Source organism: Dyadobacter sp., from assembly GCF_051859145.1.
Classification (GTDB): Bacteria; Bacteroidota; Bacteroidia; order Cytophagales; family Spirosomataceae; genus Dyadobacter.
Window position 1 is genome coordinate 1 of record NZ_JBHYGF010000607.1, and the last position, 17596, is coordinate 17596.

A 17596-nucleotide genomic window follows, 5' to 3' on the forward strand; every position below is an offset into this window, starting at 1 on the left:
CCGGCTGGATTTCTGCTTCTTCCCGAAGCTTTAAAATCGCCCGGGCCCCAGCCTTTCCCCGTAAACCCAACTGCATAACCAGCCTTTTCGAGCAGGTCCGGAAAAACCTCGAATTCTATGGGGAAGCTGCTGGCGTGGGTACCAGCCTCTTTGATCTGCCAGCAGTTAAGCCCGGTCAGTAAAGCTGCACGCGACGGACTGCAACCCGGTGATGCCGCAAATGCATTGTTAAACAATATACCTTCGCGGGCTATCCGGTCGAAATGGGGCGTGCGCGCAGCTTTGTCGCCGTAAGCGCCCGCGTGCGGGTAGGATTGGTCGTCTGAAATTACAAACAGGATATTGGGTCGCTTTTCAGTGGCCGACTTGCTTCTGTTCGATGCAAGACCGACCGCCAAAATGATCAGCAGCCCGGCAAAGACATTGATCTTTTGCATATTGCCTTATCTATTAAGCTGTTCCAAAATCTGTTTCGCCGCGCGAACATCGTAATCCGAGTCTTTCTGATTTTCCTTCAATAGCGATTTTACATTCGCGACAGCCGGCTGCGCTTTGGCGCCGATTGTTTCCAGTACATTCAAGGCCTGCACCCGCGCCATTTGGTTGCTGTCGTTCAAGGCTTCACTCAGCGTTTGCACCGGTTTTTCAGTCTCGCCCAAAGCCAGCAGCGACTCGGCTGCGGCAACGCGAACGGAAATTTCGGGATCACCCAGCAAAGTAAGCAGCTTGCTTTTAGCCGAAGCCGCGTCATTTTTTAGTACAATGGTGCCAATCACCGCCCAGTAACGCACCACCGGATCTCTGTCGCCAAGCCTCTTTATAACTTCACTCAACTTCGATCTGTCACGTGAAGAAGCGATTTCTGCGGTTTCCACAATCCTTTTTACATCGTACTTTCCACTTCTCGCATAATCAAAAAGAGGCGTGGTTTCCGATATTTTGCTTAAAAGTGCCTCCGGAATAAAGCCTGCGTCTTTTGAGTCGATCAGCCAATTTTGGTTGACTTCGCGCAGTTTCGCCAATGTACTTTTGTGCTTCGGATCTGCGGCCAGATTGTGGATGTTATGTGGATCACTTTCAGTATCAAACAGCTCCTCAGCCGGTTTTTCCTGCCAGAACCTGGACTGGTCTGCATTGAGCCGGCCCGCTTTAAACTCTGCTTCCCACGAGGGCATCGAGGGTGCTTTCCACAGGTACTCCAGATGCTGCGCGTAAATTTTGTGAGGAAGATAGTTGCGGATATACCTGTATTTCTTGTCGCGTACAGTCCTGGAAAGATCGGTCCGCTCGTCCATTCTGCCGCGGAATCCGAATGCGTAATCGCGTTCTTTCGCCTGTTGTTTTCCCAAAAACGCCTTGCCCTGCATATAGGCAGGTATATCCAGTCCCGCCAGACTTAAAATGCTCGGGGCGAAATCGAGGAATGTCACAATGCGGTCTGTTTGTGATCCGGCTGTTCCGGGCGCCAATGCGGAATATTTTGCAGGAACACGAATGATCAGCGGCACGCGCAGCCCCGATTCATACACAAACCGCTTGCTGCGACCCAGCACACCGCCATTATCAGCATAATAAAAAACAATGGTATTCTCCGTCAGGCCCTGTTCGTCGAGCTCTTTCAGCAATGCGCCAAACTGCCGATCCATTTCCTCCAATTTATCGTAATACTGCGCCCAGTCGTGCTTCATTGCATTCGTTTTGGGATGGTAAGGCGGTAATGGGGCTTTTTCAGGATCGTGTTTCAGCTTTTCAGCTGGTACCGGCGTATGAATGCTGCTTTCGTGCGAAACATTCAGGTTGAAAACGGCGAAAAATGGCTGGCTGGGCTTGCGGTTTTTATAGGTAGCCTTGCCGCTCGATTCGTCCCAGGCCTCCGTCTGATCAATCGTGTTGTAGTCTTTTTTGGCATTGTTGGTCGTGTAGTAGCCTGCTTCGCGTAAATAGCGCGGGAAGAATTTTACAAAATCCGGAACAGGGTAAGTACTCCGCATATGTTCCGTGCCCATTGAAGGCGGGTACATGCCGGTTATCAGCGTCGACCGCGAAGGTGCGCAGACAGGCGCGGTGGCGAATGCATTTTTATACAAAACCCCTTGGGTGGCAAACCGGTCCAGGTTGGGCGTGGTGACATATTGATCACCATAAGCTCCTAAAAACGGACTGTTATCCTCACTTACGATCCAGAGGATATTAGGTCGGTCTTGCTGCTGGGCGTTTGCATTTACAAACACAAACAATAGCAGGAATATGGATTTATAAAATGGGATTTTCATTAAAATGGGCCTTTAAAATGGATGTGATCTGCTTTTTTGGCGCTTCCCGGCATTTCGCCGCGTTTGTCTTTATTGGCTGTGGGCTCGCCGGTTTCGCGGTCGTACCAGTCGGGGGTGAGGTTCGAAGGTTCTGTGTCGCCGGTTTGGTCCTGCCATTGTTTGAGTATGCGCCGGAGTTCGCTGACCTGGGCTGAATAGGCTTTGTTACCTGCTTCATTCTTCATTTGCAGCGGATCTTTTTGGTTATCGAAAAACTCCTCTGCCGGACGCGGTTTGAGCAATGCATCATTTTGCAAAATGGTCAGCTTCCCGTTGCTCTTGGCCGCTTGCAATGCTTTTGCCGACGGACTCTGGTTTGCGTCTATTGGCCCGCCATTGTCCCATTCAGATCTTTTATTGATGATATACAAGAAATCCTTTGTACGCACCGAGCGCTCGTAAGCTGCGTAATCGTGCCAGTTATGTTCGGCAAAAACGTACTTGCGAAATGCATTTTCAGGCGATTTAAACAATGCTGCAAAACTGGTACCCTGAATTGTTTCCGCCGTTTTTGCGCCAGCTACTTCCAGCAAAGTAGGCGCGATGTCAATGCTGCTGATCAGACTTTCGCAAACCTGTCCCGCTTTGATCCGGGCTGGCCAGCTCACGATAAATGGCGTTTTTACACCGGCGTCATAAAGTCGGGTTTTGCTGCCGGGAAATGGCCTTCCATTGTCTGCCGTGAAGATGATCAACGTGTTATCCGCGATTCCCTGCCTTTCCAGCTCCTGCCGCAATTTACCAACATACCTGTCCAGCTGCGCTATTTCATTGTAATAAAAGGCGAGGTCCTGCCGCGTTTCCTTCGTATCGACCAGCGTGTGCGGAATCACAATATCCGTTTCAGGATCGTGCTGCGGTCCGTCCGTCTTCACCGACCACGGCCTGTGCGCGTCAAAAGGTGCGAGCCAGAAAAAGAATGGTTTGTCTTTCGGTCGCGCTTTCAGCAGGTTGTTCCATTGCAACTCGCCGCCTTCTCCATTGGCTTTGCGGTCTACCAGCAGCGTATCGTAAGCGCGGCGCGTGTTCGGGCCTTCGTGCCATTTCCCAATCAGGGCAGAAAAGTACCCTTGCTGCTTGAGCAGCTCCGGGAAATACTTCAAATGCGCCGGCAAAGGCGAATGCAACTCGGCGGCTCCGGTATTATGCGGATAGCGCCCGGTAAGAATGCTGCTCCGGCTCGGACTGCATGAGCTCGCCGTGAGGTACATATTGGTAAACCGCAGCCCGTCTTTCGCCAGCTTGTCCAGATTCGGCGTCTTGATCTTTGTATTTCCATAAGCCCCGATATCGTCCCAGCTGATATCGTCGCCGATAATGAAAATGATATTCGGCGCCTGCGCGACAGCTGGTTGAATGCAGCTGCCGGCAAGTACCAAAACCATCCACAGAATTGTTTTAAGTTGTTTTTTCAATGTGATCAGGCTTAATAGTTGTTTTGCGTCAAACCCGGATTGACGTCAATAGCGCTTTGCGGGATCGGGAACAGCAACTTGCTTTCAGAAATATTAAATCCTTTCGGCTTCAAAACTTCCACCGCGCGGCCCGTTCGCACGAGATCGAAAAACCGGTGAAATTCAAAGCATAATTCCGTCCTTCTCTCATGTTCAATGGCGAGTGAAAGTGTGGAATATTTGGTAGGATAACCCGTTTTTCCATAACCCGGCAAGCCCACGCGCTCACGTACCTGGTTGAGGTAAGAGGCGTCGCCAGTAGCTTCGGAGTAGGAGAGGAGAATGTCCGCGTACCGCACGATCTCTACATTCTGGCCGGGATAGCGCCAGTTGGGATCGTAATATTTTTGGGTAAAAGGATATTTCACAAATGCGCCGGTTTCGAGGTTCACATACCCGGGGTATACCGACACATTCCTGCGAATGGAATCTGCTGTTTCAAATTCATTCGTCAGGTCTGGTGTGGGACTGTTCAGCCCGTTGCCGCGGAATGTTTCGTTGCTCCCCGGCAGGTGAAAAGCCCAGTGGTAAGGCGTGTAGGTTTGCTGGTAATTGCTGTTCACTGCATTCTGTCCCGCCAGAAACTGTAATTCCAGGATAGATTCCTTCGAATTTTTGGTACCCGGCGCAAAGTTGAATGCATAGTCGGCACTGTTTACCTTCCCATCCTGATTGGCATCGAGCGAGTATGCATTGCTGTCGATGATCTCTTTCAGTTCTTTCGCTGCATTGGTTTTGTCGCCAATGGTCAGGTATACCTTCGCCAGAATAGCGGCAGCTGCATATCTGGTGACCCTGCCCACGTCTGTACCCGTGTATTTTTCAGGTAACGCAACTTTACTGGCTTTCAGGTCGGTGATGATCTGCTGGTAAATGGTTTCCTTTTTCTCACGCAGGTAGGTGTAGCTCTCGTCCGCGCTCACCACTTTCAACGGCATCGAAATATCTCCCCAAACGCGCACCATATTGAAATAGATCAGCGCGCGAATGAATGTAGCCTCCGCTTTCAGCCGGTCTTTCAATGCAGCATTGGCAAATTGCACCGTCGTTTTTTCAAGCTGCCCGATCGCATTGTTGCAGATGTAAATCGAGTTATAGCTGTTGTTCCAGGCAGTCTGGATTAATCCGTTATTAGGCTGGATCCTGAATGCTTTGATATCGTCCTCGAAAGTCGTCGCGCCGCCCGAAAACTCGATGTAGGTATTGTCCGAGTAAAGCTCGCCGTACAAATCCACCAGTCCGCTGGCGGCATAAGTGCGGTTCAGCTGCCGGTACACATCGTTCACAGCCTGCACGATCTGCGTCTCGGTCGTGTAAAAGCTCCCTTCCGAAAGCCGCGTTTCAGGGTATTGGTCCAGCTCGCTTTCGCTGCACGAAACGACAGAGAATGCAGCCAGGAGGTAATATATAGGTTGTTTAAAAAGCTTCATGTTGTTTGTGGATTTGGGTTAAAAACCGATGTTGACACCGAATGTGTAAACCTTTGCCGACGGATACGGAGAATGCGTTACGCCGCGCGCAGTAGCACTGGTCGCGCTGCCATTGAAGTTTTCGGGATCAAAAATCGGGGCGTTTTTATGCGTGAAAAGGTTTTGTCCATTCACATAAATCCGAAGCGATTCCAGGTTCAGTTTAGAGAGAAGCGAAGACGGGAATGTGTAACCCGCCGTCAGGCTTTTTACCCGGAAATAAGAACCATCCACGATCCAGTAACTTGAAGCCGTTTTCTCGTAACCGTCAAGATCAACAGTCAATTTGTAGTGGTACCCGTCACCCGGCTCCTGTTCGGACCGCCAGCGGTTTGTCATTTCTTTATAGTAATTGCGGCCTTCATGGTACAGCATCGAGCGGTGGATATTGTTGTCATAAACATCGCTGCCCTGCACACCCTGGATCAGCACGCTGAGATCAAAGCCCTTGTAGGTCAGGTTATTGGTAAAACCCCAGATGAAGTCCGGCGCATAATTGCCGATGATCGTGCGGTCTTTTGCATTCAGCACACCGTCACCATTGATATCCACGTACCGTCCATCGCCCGGTTTGGCAGAAGCGTAATGCGAGGGATCGGCGTCTATCTGACCCTGGTTCATGTACACGCCGTCATATTGATAACCGTAAAAGCTGAAAATCGGCTGTCCCACCTGGTTGATCGACTCCATTCCAAAACCCGGCTGGTAAATCATAGGTGCATTATCTTTGCCAAGGGCAAGTACCTTGTTGCGGTTGCGCGAGAAGTTCAGCTGCGTAGTCCAGCCGAGCGCGCCTTTGAGGTTATGGGTTGTCAAATTGAGTTCCAAACCTTTGTTTTGAAGCTTGCCTATGTTTTTAAAAACACTGTTAAAACCGGACACAATGGGAACCGGCACATCCAGCAGCAGCCCGTCCGACTTGGAGATGTAATAATCCGCTTCCAGAACAATCCGGTTGCTGAACAGGCCAAGATCCAATCCCGCATTAAATTGCTGCGTGCGTTCCCATTCCAGGTCGGGGTTGGTAATGCTGCCAGGGTAGTAAGTAGTACCCAGGTTATTGCCAAAAGCCACTCGTCCCTGCGACATAGAGCCGATCCATTTATAGTCTGCAAACCGGTCGTTACCGGTAAATCCGTAGCTCGCGCGGAGTTTCAGGTTGTTCAATGCTTTTACAGAGCTCAAAAAACTTTCATCCGATACGATCCAGCCGCCGGATACTGACGGGAACACGCCCCATTTATTGTTCGGGCCAAAGCGCGAAGAACCGTCGCGCCGAATGCTCGCGGACAGCAGGTACCGGCCTTTGAAAGTATAGTTGAGGCGCGAGAAGTAGGAGATCAGGATACTCCTGTTTTTATCATCTTCTGCCTGAAAAACGGTCTTTCCTGCACTCAGTGCCTTGATCAGATCATTATCATAACCCCGCCGCTCCTGGTTGGTGTAATAGTATTCATTGTTATTATACTCCATCCCGAGCAGTGCGGAAAACGAATGTTCCTTGAAGGTTTTATCGTAGGTAAGCAGGTTTTGAGAGGTATAGTTGATGGTGCGCGATAGATTTACTGTCATCACACCCTCGGTATAATAGGTAGGTCCGAGGTTATGGTCCACAGCCTGATAATTGTTGTTATCGATCCTGTTATAGAAGAAATTGAGCGAGGATCTGAAACGCAAACCGGGAAGAAAATCAATTTGCGCAAATACATTTCCGAGATTATTAAACTGCCTGTGCTGAATATCGTCCGTGATCTGGTAAAGCGGGTGGCCGTTTTTGGGCCGGAACAGAATCGCATCATACTTCTCAAAACCGGGTGTATTGGCTGGCGCGCCGAGGTAACCGTTGTTTCCGTAAACCGGGTAAATGGTCGGGTATTGTACTGCCCATTCCACGGTGCGGTTAAAAGGCTCATTCTCATGATCGTAAGCCACATTCAGCATACCGCCCACTTGCAGCCACTTTTTGATCTGTGAATTGGCTTTGATGTTGAAAGTGTACTTTTTGTAATCGGAAGTGATCACAATCCCCTTTTGTTTCACATAACCTGCGGAAACGATGAAGTTCGTTTTTGCATTGCCACCACTCGCATTCAGCTCGATCTTCTGCATGGGTGCAGTCCTGAAAACAACATCCTGCCAGTCGGTATTTTCCAGGTTTTCAGGGTGATCAAATGCAGTCGGCCAGGTATACTTATATTGCTTCCGCGCTTCGATCGTGTTAGGGGCACTTGGGTCTCCGCCGCTTTCGATCCAGCCATTTTGCGCCGCATCAATGGAAGCCTGCGCGTATTCCCGCGAGTTCATGACAGCAATGCGGTCAATCACTCTCTGGATACCATACGAATAATTTACATTGAACTTTGTCCTACCTTCTTTGCCGCTTTTGGTCGATATCAAAATCACTCCATTTGCACCGCGCGAACCGTAAATGGCAGCGGAAGAAGCGTCTTTCAATACTTCCATCGATTCAATATCTCCCGCGCTGAGCAGGTTCAGATCATAGTTCGGGATCGGCATTCCGTCGATCACGATCAGCGGCGAACTGCTGGCCGAGACAGAGTTAATTCCCCGGATCTGGATCGTGGAAGAGGTACCCGGCCGACCGTTGCTGGACAAAACCTGAACACCCGGGATTTTCCCGTACAAAGCCTGTCCAAGTTCCACAATGGGCCTGCTGGTAATCTCCCGGTCCATTTTGACCGAACCAACCGCGCCGGTCACGTCGCTCTTTTTCTGGGTACCGTAGCCTACAACTACAATTTCATTGAGCTGCTTCGTATCCACTTCCAGCGATACATCGATGGTGGAGCGACTATTAACGGGGATCTCGCTCGACCGGTAACCAATGCCCGAGAATACCAGTATACCGTTTTCGGGTGCCTGGATCTCGTACAGACCACTTGCGTTTGTAGTAGTACCGTTGGTTGAATTTTTTAGAATCACATTGATCCCCGGCGCGCCGGACTGGTCAGTGGGGGAGGTGACTTTGCCTTTAATGGTAAATGTTTGGGCGGTTGCGCCGAGAGAGGACATGATTGCCACCAGCAATACTGCCCAACGGGACCTGCCGATCCCGGGTGATGGTAGTTTTGTAACCATTTGTTTGGGTGAGTAAAAAATAGTCAGAATAGCTGTGCACTGGTGGCTAATGCAAGTACTCTATAAAGTTGATAGGCAAAGTAAAGAACTTTGATGCAAAATCACAAATGTGGCTCAGTATAGCCCAGGGTAAGTTTTTTGTGGGAGGCTTGAGCCGACTTTTTCACACTCATTTCAACCATAAAACAATTTTTATAAAAAGTTGAAAAATAGTAAGGGTGCAATTTTGGGATTGACGTCACTGTGGGGTACATAGTGTTTCTCTAAACCAAAACAACCCTTATGAAAAAATCCTCTACGTGCATTCGCTGGGGAAGTCTTGCGGTTCTGTCAGGTATCTGGCTGTTTCCCGGCTTTCAGATCGAGGCAAGAAGTGGCACCCTGACCAGGGTCAGGCATGAAGTGAAGGCAGCTGTCACAATTACCGGCAAGGTGACAGACGAAAAAGGCGCAGGTTTGCCGGGCGTGAATGTGATTGAAAAAGGAACTTCCAATGGTACCACCACCAATCCCGACGGTGACTACACGATTACAGTTGCAGGTGCATCCTCCGTTCTTACTTTCAGCTTTATCGGGTACGTATCTCAGGAAGCTACGGTAGACAACCGAACTGCGATCAGCATTCAGCTCGCGCCGGAAGACAAGTCGCTTGATGAAGTAGTCGTAGTGGGTTACGGTACACAGAAAAAGGTGAATGTGACAGGCGCGGTATCAGCGATCCAGATCGACGACAAAATCACTAACCGATCGCTCAGCAACGTTTCTTCCGGTTTACAGGGTTTGGTACCAGGTCTTGCAGTAAACCAGAATTCAGGTATGGCAGGGCGCAACAACGCTTCTCTGGTGATCCGTGGCTTGGGTACTGTGAATAATGCAAGTCCGCTCGTGGTAGTGGACGGAATGCCCGATGTGGATATCAACCGCTTGAATTTGAATGATATCGAATCGTTATCAATTCTTAAAGACGCTACTTCCTCTTCGGTTTATGGTTCGCGTGCGGCAAACGGCGTTATCCTGATCACCACAAAGTCGGGTAAAGGACAGGAAAAAGCGACGATCAACTTTTCAGGTAACTACGGATTTCAGTCGCCCACACGCGCCTACAATTTCCTTGCTGATTATCCGCGTACACTCACGCTTCACCAGCGTGCAGCGGCTGTAAATACGTTGCGCCAGAACTTCAACTTCAAGGACGGTACCATTGATCAATGGATGGCGCTGGGGATGATCGATCCCGTGGCGTATCCGAACACCGACTGGTGGGATGTGATCATGCGCACAGGTTCCGTGCAGAACTACAACCTGTCTGCCTCCGGCGGCGGCGACAAGTCCAACTTCTTTATTTCGGTGGGTTTGATGAACGAAAAGGGTTTGCAGATCAATAACGATTTCAAACGCTACAATGCACGCTTCAACTACGATTACAAGATCCGCAAGAACATCAATACAGGTGTGAAATTCACGGGTAACTGGTCCAATATGACCTACGCGCTGGAAGACGGATTCACAGACGATGACGCTTCAAACACAGCCGGTTTTGACATGCAGTTTGCCATTCCGGGTATCCTGCCTTACGATCCGACGACCGGCTACTTTGGTGGTGTAATGGCGTACAATGAAGATCCTCAGGCATATAACCCTTACACGCTGTACGTAAACCAGCTTAACAGGCAAAACCGCCAGGAGGCTAATGCGAACATGTACATCGACTGGACTCCGATCAAAGGATTAACTGCGCGCCTGGATTACGCGCTCAATTACTTCAACCAGTTCAGGTGGAATGCGAATATGCCTAATCAATCGTACAATTTCCAGACGAACACATTTGGCAGCCGCGTGTATGTTGGGCCAAATGCGGGCGTGGGCAATTTTACCAATACAGGCTACAAAACGCTGCTTAACGGTCGATTGAACTACAGCACGACCATTGCCAAAAACCATGAAATCGGGGCAATGTTTGTGTACAGCGAAGAATACTGGTACGATCGCTACCAGGCTACCTCGCGTAACGACAGGCTGCACCCTTCTTTGCATGAAGTGGATGCTGCTTTGACAGATATCCAGTCAACAGGCGGTAATTCGTCTACGGAAGGTTTGCGGTCTTACATTGGCCGGGTTAACTATGCTGCATTCGACAAATACCTGCTTGAAGTAAACTTCCGTTCAGACGGTTCTTCCAGGTTCCTTCCGGGCAGTCAGTTCGGCTTTTTTCCATCGGCTGCATTGGGCTGGCGGTTTAGCGAAGAGGCTTTTATCAACCAGTATACCAGCAGTTTTCTGACAAACGGAAAGATCCGCGCTTCTTACGGAAGTTTGGGTAACAACAGCGGGGTAGGTCGTTTTGAGCAGCAATCGACTTTGGGAGCGAGCAACTATATGGTCAATGGACAAATTGTAAAAGGTTTTGTTAACAGAAAATTGGTTAACAAAGATTTGTCCTGGGAAACTACCAAGGTGTTCAACCTGGGTCTTGATCTGGGCTTCCTGAACAACCGCCTTACTGCTGAAATCGATTACTACGATCGTTTGACGACAGGTATGAACCGCCCGTCTGAAATGTCTATACTGCTTACAGGTGCGTACGATGCGCCGCGTAAGAACATTGGTAACCTGCGTAACAGGGGTATTGAAGGAAACTTTACCTGGCGTGACCGCAAAGGTGCTGTCAACTATACAGTGGCTGTGAATGCATCTTACAACCGTACCAACCTGGAATCCTGGAATGAGTTCCTGGCAAGAGGTTACACCTTCCTGAACATGCCTTACCATTATTTGTACACTTACCAGGACCAGGGCATTGCACAAACCTGGCAGGACGTGTACAATGCAACGCCGCAGGGCGCTTCGCCGGGAGATATTCTCCGGAAAGATACCAATGGCGACGGCAGGATCTCGGATGAAGACAAGGTAGCATTCCCGAAAGTTCAGCGTGACCGCCCGACTACCAACTTCGCATTGAATGGAAATGTATCATGGCGCGGATTTGACCTGACTTTCCTTTTGCAGGGTGCAGCAGGCAGAAAAGATTACTGGATCAACATTTACAACAACGTCAACTTCGGTGCGCAGCGATACGCTTCTACACCGGGACACTGGGACAACCCATGGTCTGTGGAGAACCGCGATGGTGCCTGGCCAAGGCTCAATGGAAATGCGAACCGGGAGGAAACTACTTTCTGGCTTGATAACCTGTCTTACCTGCGTGTGAAAAACATCCAGCTGGGCTATAACCTGCCGATCACGCTGACCAAGAAATTAGGTATCAATAACTTCCGCGTCTTCGCTTCGACTGAAAACCTGGCTACAATCACGAAATTCCGTGGTCTTGATCCGGAGAAAGCAGGGAACAGAAGCGACGCCTATCCTTTGAACAAATCCTATTCAGTTGGTATCAACATAGGAATATAAAAGCCTTTACAAATGAAAAGTATCAAACATATAATATCAGCAATAACCCTCACGGGGCTCATATTCGGTACGGGCTCCTGTGTTCAGGACCTGCTTGAACAGGATCCTACCACTGAGCTGGCCGCGAATGCATTCTGGAAAACGGAAGACGACGCTACTTTCGCCCTCAATGGCGCCTATGCGTCTGTTCGCCCGCTGTTTGACAGGGATTACTACCTGGACGGTCACGGTGAGTACGTGCGTACACGCGGTACCAGCGCCACAAGCGGCAACCTGCGCCTCGGCGATGCTTACCATGACGGAGATTATAACCCAAGCGGGTACGGCGACAATTTTGACAAAATGTACCGGTATCTGTACGGAGGTGTAAACCGCACCAACTATGTGATTGCCAATGTTGAAACGATGCTGAAAACTGCGAAGCCGGAGTCGGTTGGCAAGTTGGAAGCGATTGTGGGAGAAGCCAAGCTCCTTCGCGGAATGGTTTATTTCCGGTTGATCTCCATGTGGGGTGATGTTCCGTATTTCACCAAAATCGCGGAGTCGAATGCAGATGTATCTAAATTGACCCGCACGCCGATCGCTCAGGTGAAGGATTCGATTATGGCTGACTTCACTTATGCTTACGAAAAGCTTCCTGCAAAACCAGCAGGCGCAGGGCGGGCTGGAAAACCTGCGGCACTTGCATTTCGTGGAAAATTGCAGTTGTACTGGGCTTGCTGGAACCGTTTCGGCTGGCCGGAGCTTGACACTTTCAAATCGGACGCAAGTCTGGCACCGGCCGCTTATGCTGCCGCCGCTGCGGATTTCAATTCCGTGATCAACGACTATGGTCTGGCGCTTTTCCGCAACGGGGAGCCGGGGGATATTGATTCACTGGGTAAAGCCGACAAGCTGCCCAATTACTATTACCTGTTTACACCCGCTGCCAACAACGATCCCGAGATCATCATGGGTTTTACGCACGGTGGAACCGGAACAGCGCAGGGGGAAGAACTGATGCGCGACTTTGCCGGTCGTTCACACGAAGGCTCGCAGCTGTGGGTAGCACCGAGGTATGAAATCGCCGATCGCTATCAATCCACCATTACAGGTGATTTTGCTCCGAAACTGGTTCCCATGAACCCGACCGATCCGACCGCACGAACTACGCCGAACTCGGCAGTAAACCCGCAAAGCTATAAGAACCGCGACTACCGGATGAAAGCTTCCATTATGTGGGATTATGAGCTGAGTGTAGGTATGAACTCATTGAAATCAACCGGGTGGATACCTTTTGTTTACAAAACCTGGAACCAGCCAATCACGATCAACGGTGCCAAGTACACGACCTACAATACCGACGGCAGCAACTCCGGCTACGTATTCCGTAAGTTCCTGCGCAATTATGCAGGACAGGGACGCAGCGACGGTGATTACAACTTCCCCGTCATGCGTCTGGCAGATGTATATCTGATGTATGCAGAAGCAACCAATGCAACGAAAGGACCGACTGCTGAGGCAATCGCGCTGGTGAACAAAATCCGTCGCCGCGGTAACCTGCCTGCACTTACTGCTGCCAAAACGGCAAGTGCGGATGCATTCTTCTCGGCCATTGAGCAGGAGCGTATTATCGAGTTGCTGGGCGAAGGCCACCGCGGCTTTGATATCCGCAGATGGCGGGCGCAAGAGCGTGTTTGGGGAGCGCCTTATACCGAAGGTGTATGGCGGATCGATACCCACGGAGCGAATCAGCAAAGGTATTTCCAGAATACCCCGGAACGTACCTACCAGCAGAACTACATCTTCCGGATCCCGCCGGGCGAGCGCGACCGCAACCCGAACCTGACCCAGAATACACCCTGGTTATAGGAATTACAGGACGATTTGTTAAAACATTAATATTTATTCCAATGCTAAAAAATATAAAATGGATCGCGGCAATGATGCTGACAGTCAGTATGCTCGGTTCCTGTAAAGAAGATTTTCCGGTGGACGAAGACGGTTTGCTGATCACTACCCGCAGCCAGTGCTATGTCAGTAACTTTGAGCTGCTCGGACCTGATTTTCAAACGGTAAGGGTAGAGAATGCGGTGATTGACACGACTGCGCAGACGATCAATGTGAAAGTGTTTTACGGAACTGACCTTAAAAACCTTTATCCGCAGTTCTCCCTTGTCACCGACGCAAAGCTGGATCCGAAGATCACCGGGAAAGTAGATTTCTCTGATCTCTCGAAACCAAAGCAGTATGCCGTCGTGTCGGGCAACCGCAAAGTCAGGAAAACCTATACCATCAACCTGACCGTGCAAACTCCCTAATCCTTAAACAGCAAGATCATGAAACATACCTATTTGTATTACTTTCTTGTTTTGATCGGGTTGGTTTCCCTTTCTTCCTGTGAAGAGGAGGAATATGCGATACCGACGCTCAGACAGGAACTTCAAAACGATGTGATCAAAAGATCGATCGGCCCGAACCTCGTCGGGATGAATATCGAATTTGCCTATGCAATGGCGCTTCCCAAGTCTATGGGCAAGCTGGTTTCTGCCGAAGTAGAAGCTACGATCGGCGGTGGTGAGGCTACTTACCTTGAAAACCGCTCCTTTTACACCAATGGCAGCGGGGAAGATGTGGGGATTGAGGTAGGGAGCAAGTCGGTGAACAGCGGCGGTAAAACGACAGTCACGTTTACCAAAGACACCTCCGCAGCGACCCTCAGGTACTTTTACCGCATTCCGACAACCGCACGCGGCAAGGAAGTTTCTTTCAAATTTTCGGCCCAGGCGAGTAATGGACAAACTGTTAACTATTCCATGGGACCTTACAAGATCGCCGAAATGGATATGGTACTCGATCTGGACGTGACGGACAGTACCAAAGCATACATTTCGATTGAAGATATGGCGGTTTACAGTCTCGCTGATGCCGCTGCCAATGCATCGAAAATCGACCTGGTATACCTGTACCGTTCCATTCCGAACATTACTTTTTCACACGGGTTAGTTTCACCTTCTGCCAAAACCTACCTGCCAGGCGTAAACCTGCCGGCTGGCGCAAACCGCACTTCCCGTGTGCAGAAAGTATGGAACCTGCGTGATTTCCATTTGGCGAGATTGCAGTACGGCGTGTACATCGACGATCTTGATTTTCAAAAGCTCGATATCGCATCTGCTCCCGACTACGCCATTAACCTCCGTTCCGAGGCTGGTGTGTGGGTGGAGACACAAGACGGAAAGTACCGTGCTTACGTGTACATCAATTCTGTTAACAACACGACCAAAAGCGCCAAGATCAGCATCAAGCGCTACATGATGAAGTAGCATTGCTGAACCCGCTACCGGCATTTCCCGCAGGTTGTAACCTACGCAACCTGCGGGAGTAATGCATCTTTTCTCCATTCCAATCCCATTCATGATGTAGAATACTGCCCGGCTCCTCCGGCGGCCCGGTGCTGCATTTTCAATTTATATGGGTTTGCGTGCGAGAACAGCCAGACAATAACCTTTTACGCTTCCTAAACTCTAACCTTTGATTATGAAAAAATTAATTGTACTGCTCGGCATTGTGCTGAGCTTTTATGCTAATCCCGGACTTGGGCAGTCCAACACGGATGTACTTAAATCGCTCAAAAAGGAACATCCGAGGCTGCTTTTGCTGAAAGGTGAGGAGCAGGCGATTTTGTCACAAATCCGGAAGCACCCGGAATGGAACGGGATCCACAAGGAAATCCTGGCTGAATGCGACAAGATGCTGGAATTGCCACCCGTAGAGCGCATCAAAATAGGAAAGCGGCTACTGGATAAATCGCGCGAATGTTTGCGCCGCGTTTTTCAATTATCGTATGCTTACCGTACCACAAAGGACGAGAAGTACCTTCGCCGCGCCGAAAAGGAAATGCTGGCCGTAGCCGCATTTGAAGACTGGAACCCGACGCACTTTCTGGATGTGGCAGAAATGACAATGGCGGTTGCGATCGGTTACGACTGGCTCTATGACGGACTTTCGGAGGAATCAAGAGGTAAGATCAGGGAAGCGATTGTGAAAAAAGGGATTGAGCCTTCTATGGAAAAGCGGTATAGTAACTTCCTGAACGCGGAGCACAACTGGAACCAGGTATGCAATGCGGGTATTACTTTCGGCGCGTTGGCTGTGGCGGAAAGCGAGCCGGAACTTGCTGCTAAAATGGTTTCGCGCGCAGTTGCTTCCATTCCCAAAGCGATGGTGCCTTCGTACGAGCCTGACGGCGCTTATCCCGAGGGATTTAGCTACTGGGGCTATGGTACGAGCTTTAATGTGCTATTTATCAGTGCACTTGATAAGGCGTTAGGGACTGACTTCGGACTGTCCCAGTCACCCGGCTTTCTGAAAACGGCCGGTTTTTTGCAAAATCTGGTAGGTCCAACGGGCCTGGCGCACAACTGGGGGGATAGCGGCCTGAAAGAAGGTTTAAGTCCTGCGATGTTCTGGTATGCTGAGAAAAATGGCGATCCGTCACTGCTCTGGACACAGAAGAAGCTGCTTACAGACAGAAGTGCGAGCAACGTTCGAAACCGGATCCTGCCTGCATTGCTGGTGTGGGGTGCCAATACCGATCTGAATGCGGTGAAACCGCCTGCAAGAAAGCAATGGGTGGGGCAGGGACCTTCGCCGGTTGCATTGATGCGCACTTCCTGGGAAGATCCGAATGCAATTTTCGTGGGCGTTAAAACGGGCTCGCCTTCGGTCAACCACGCGCACATGGATGTGGGCTCTTTTGTGATAGACGCACAGGGCGAGCGGTGGGCAATGGATTTTGGAATGCAGGATTACAACTCGCTGGAATCAAAAGGAGTGGATCTCTGGAACCGCACGCAGAATTCGCAACGCTGGGAGGTTTTCCGGCTCAACAATTTTGCACATAATACTTTGTCATTTGACGGCCAGCTGCTGAATGCAAAAGGCTACGCGAAAATTGATTCGTGGTCGGATGATAAGTCGGGTATGTGGGCTATTACGGATCTTTCGGATATGTACAAAGGTCAGATAGCTGCTGCCAAACGCGGGATCGCAATCCGCGACGGGCAATCGGTGGTGATCCGTGACGAGGTAAAAACGGGTGATAAGCCAGCCAGCATGCGCTGGAACCTGCTTACTCCCGCTACCGTGAAAATAGTGGATGGTAAAACGGTGGAATTATCCCAGAATGGTAAGAAAATGCTGCTTGTATTTGACACCAAATCCGACATTGAGATCAAAACCTGGTCAACCACGCCGGGCCACGATTATGACGCGCCAAATCCTAATACGCAGTTTGTCGGTTTTGAGGTAAGCCTGCCTGCCAACTCCTCCACCAGTTTCAATGCGGTTTTCGCACCTGCAAACAAACTGCCGAAAATAAAGCCCCTTGCTGACTGGAAGTAAAATGCTGCCGGTCAAATCCTGAACCCTATGAAAAACATCCTGATACTGTTTGTGTTGCTGGCGCAGCTTGCTACGGCGCAGCAATTACGTAAGCCCGGCGAAAATGTCGCCATTCCCGTTGAGGCCGGTACTGGTCAGCCCGACGCGGATCTTGAAAAAATCAGAACGCGCGTGGTAGCTGATCTGCTCAAACCAGAGGTCAATGCGGCGAATGTGGCCGATCTGATTAAATCACAAAAACCGGACGGTACCTGGCCAGGGATTAACTACGCGGATGTATCCCGCACCGGCTTTGAACACAGCGTGCACCTCAACAATATGCTGGAACTGGCACGCGCATTAAAAAAGCCGGGATCTGCTTACCTGGGTAAACCGGAGGTTAAAAAGAGCATTTCACAGGCGCTTGATTACTGGTTTGCCAACGATTTTATTTGTGACAACTGGTGGTGGAATGAAATGGGGACGCCCAACC

10 protein-coding genes and 1 pseudogene are annotated in these 17596 nt (G+C 50.1%); 6 read left to right on the top strand and 5 right to left on the bottom strand.

Annotated features, from left to right (window positions below; genetic code table 11):
* The 5 genes from ACTIE6_RS27240 to ACTIE6_RS27260 form a co-directional block, all read right to left on the bottom strand.
* Positions 1 to 437: sulfatase-like hydrolase/transferase (locus ACTIE6_RS27240; RefSeq protein ID WP_439559639.1), on the bottom strand; the 437-nt coding region annotated here is incomplete at its 3' end.
* Between the two features lie 6 nt (positions 438 to 443).
* Positions 444 to 2273, bottom strand: coding sequence for a sulfatase-like hydrolase/transferase (locus tag ACTIE6_RS27245; RefSeq protein WP_439559640.1), 1830 nt, complete (start codon positions 2271 to 2273; stop codon positions 444 to 446).
* Positions 2273 to 3727, bottom strand: coding sequence for a sulfatase family protein (locus tag ACTIE6_RS27250; protein WP_439559641.1), 1455 nt, complete (start codon positions 3725 to 3727; stop codon positions 2273 to 2275). The genes ACTIE6_RS27245 and ACTIE6_RS27250 overlap by 1 nt, the downstream gene beginning before the upstream one ends.
* Before the next feature lie 11 nt (positions 3728 to 3738).
* Positions 3739 to 5196: a RagB/SusD family nutrient uptake outer membrane protein gene (locus tag ACTIE6_RS27255; protein ID WP_439559642.1), complete on the bottom strand. Its 1458-nt coding sequence runs from the start codon at positions 5194 to 5196 to the stop codon at positions 3739 to 3741.
* Between the two features lie 18 nt (positions 5197 to 5214).
* On the bottom strand, positions 5215 to 8334 hold the full coding sequence (locus ACTIE6_RS27260; RefSeq protein ID WP_439559643.1) for a SusC/RagA family TonB-linked outer membrane protein: 3120 nt from the start codon (positions 8332 to 8334) through the stop codon (positions 5215 to 5217).
* Between the two features lie 282 nt (positions 8335 to 8616).
* On the opposite strand from ACTIE6_RS27260, the gene ACTIE6_RS27265 reads away from it, so the two are divergent.
* The 6 genes and pseudogenes from ACTIE6_RS27265 to ACTIE6_RS27290 form a co-directional block, all read left to right on the top strand.
* Positions 8617 to 11742 carry a SusC/RagA family TonB-linked outer membrane protein gene (locus ACTIE6_RS27265; protein ID WP_439559644.1) on the top strand — a complete coding sequence of 1042 codons (3126 nt, stop codon included), beginning with the start codon at positions 8617 to 8619 and terminating at the stop codon, positions 11740 to 11742.
* 12 nt (positions 11743 to 11754) lie between these two features.
* Complete coding sequence (locus tag ACTIE6_RS27270; protein WP_439559645.1) at positions 11755 to 13593, top strand: RagB/SusD family nutrient uptake outer membrane protein; 1839 nt, start codon at positions 11755 to 11757, stop codon at positions 13591 to 13593.
* Between the two features lie 41 nt (positions 13594 to 13634).
* The gene (locus ACTIE6_RS27275) at positions 13635 to 14042 is read left to right on the top strand and encodes a hypothetical protein (RefSeq protein WP_439559646.1); all 408 of its coding nucleotides are present in this window, start codon (positions 13635 to 13637) and stop codon (positions 14040 to 14042) included.
* A gap of 18 nt (positions 14043 to 14060) precedes the next feature.
* Complete coding sequence (locus ACTIE6_RS27280) at positions 14061 to 15044, top strand: DUF4466 family protein (RefSeq protein ID WP_439559647.1); 984 nt, start codon at positions 14061 to 14063, stop codon at positions 15042 to 15044.
* 214 nt (positions 15045 to 15258) lie between these two features.
* Complete coding sequence (locus ACTIE6_RS27285) at positions 15259 to 17124, top strand: heparinase II/III domain-containing protein (protein WP_439559648.1); 1866 nt, start codon at positions 15259 to 15261, stop codon at positions 17122 to 17124.
* Positions 17125 to 17151: 27 nt separating this feature from the next.
* Positions 17152 to 17596 (top strand): annotated as a pseudogene (locus tag ACTIE6_RS27290) (hypothetical protein); the annotation flags it as partial.

Bases quoted from the DNA above. Each gene is read 5' to 3' on its own strand.
- ACTIE6_RS27245 (WP_439559640.1), bottom strand. From the start codon at position 2,273: ATGAAAATCCCATTTTATAAATCCATATTCCTGCTATTGTTTGTGTTT.
- ACTIE6_RS27255 (WP_439559642.1), bottom strand. From the start codon at position 5,196: ATGAAGCTTTTTAAACAACCTATATATTACCTCCTGGCTGCATTCTCT.
- ACTIE6_RS27260 (WP_439559643.1), bottom strand. From the start codon at position 8,334: ATGGTTACAAAACTACCATCACCCGGGATCGGCAGGTCCCGTTGGGCA.
- ACTIE6_RS27265 (WP_439559644.1), top strand. From the start codon at position 8,617: ATGAAAAAATCCTCTACGTGCATTCGCTGGGGAAGTCTTGCGGTTCTG.
- ACTIE6_RS27270 (WP_439559645.1), top strand. From the start codon at position 11,755: ATGAAAAGTATCAAACATATAATATCAGCAATAACCCTCACGGGGCTC.
- ACTIE6_RS27275 (WP_439559646.1), top strand. From the start codon at position 13,635: ATGCTAAAAAATATAAAATGGATCGCGGCAATGATGCTGACAGTCAGT.
- ACTIE6_RS27280 (WP_439559647.1), top strand. From the start codon at position 14,061: ATGAAACATACCTATTTGTATTACTTTCTTGTTTTGATCGGGTTGGTT.
- ACTIE6_RS27285 (WP_439559648.1), top strand. From the start codon at position 15,259: ATGAAAAAATTAATTGTACTGCTCGGCATTGTGCTGAGCTTTTATGCT.